This window comes from Inquilinus limosus MP06 (assembly GCF_000767795.1).
GTDB classification, from domain to species: domain Bacteria; phylum Pseudomonadota; class Alphaproteobacteria; order DSM-16000; family Inquilinaceae; genus Inquilinus; species Inquilinus limosus_E.
Window position 1 is genome coordinate 1 of the sequence record NZ_JANX01001123.1, and the last position, 675, is coordinate 675.

The following is a 675-nucleotide window of genomic DNA, read 5'->3' on the forward strand; positions in this document are numbered from 1 at the left end:
GGACAGGCCCGATCTGCTGGAGATCGCCGACGGCTTCCCGGCGGCGGAGGCGGTGGCCCGGCTGTGCCCGATCTTCGGCCTGCCGCCGGAGGAGGCGGAGCGCTGGGTCGGGGAATCGGACCGGTACCTGGCGCGGCTGGACCTGCCGCCGGTCGACCGGCCGGAGGCGCCGGATACGGGGTGACGCCGGCGGTCGGGCCTCGATCCGTTTGGCTCTCCCGCAGGGAAACTCTTTCAGAATAGCCGCGCGGACCTTCCTCTCTTGAGTCCCCCTCCCCTTGCGGGAGGGGGGCAGGGGGAGGGGTCTGCGCGCGTCCGCGCGAATGCGCAAAGGGCAGGCTTCGTCGTCGGGCCAGATCATCAGGCTTCAGGCCGGCTCTGGCGTCGAAAACCCCCTCCCCCTACCCCCCTCCCGCAAGGGGAGGGGGACTCATTTTGCTTTCGACCGATGTCGTCACAAGCCTCCGCCATGATCCCGGAGACATTCCGAAAGGTCCCGCCAAGCGGGAGAGGCAGCGCAAAAAGGTCTCAGGCCGCCGCGCCGGACACCGGGACGGCGGGGCCCAGCCGGCCGGCGGCGAAGGCTTTGTCCAGCTCCTCGATGGCGCAGATGATGTGGTAGAAGCTGCTGGCCGGCGCCGGCTCCTCGACGAAGGTCCCATCGGCCTGCAGCTT

General features: G+C 70.1%; 1 protein-coding gene. It reads left to right on the top strand.

Going from position 1 to position 675, the window contains the following annotated elements; all coding sequences use genetic code 11:
• A partial coding sequence (locus tag P409_RS39870) for a hypothetical protein (RefSeq protein WP_034849890.1) occupies window positions 1–184 on the top strand: 184 nt, incomplete at its 5' end.
• Window positions 185–675 lie beyond the last annotated feature (491 nt).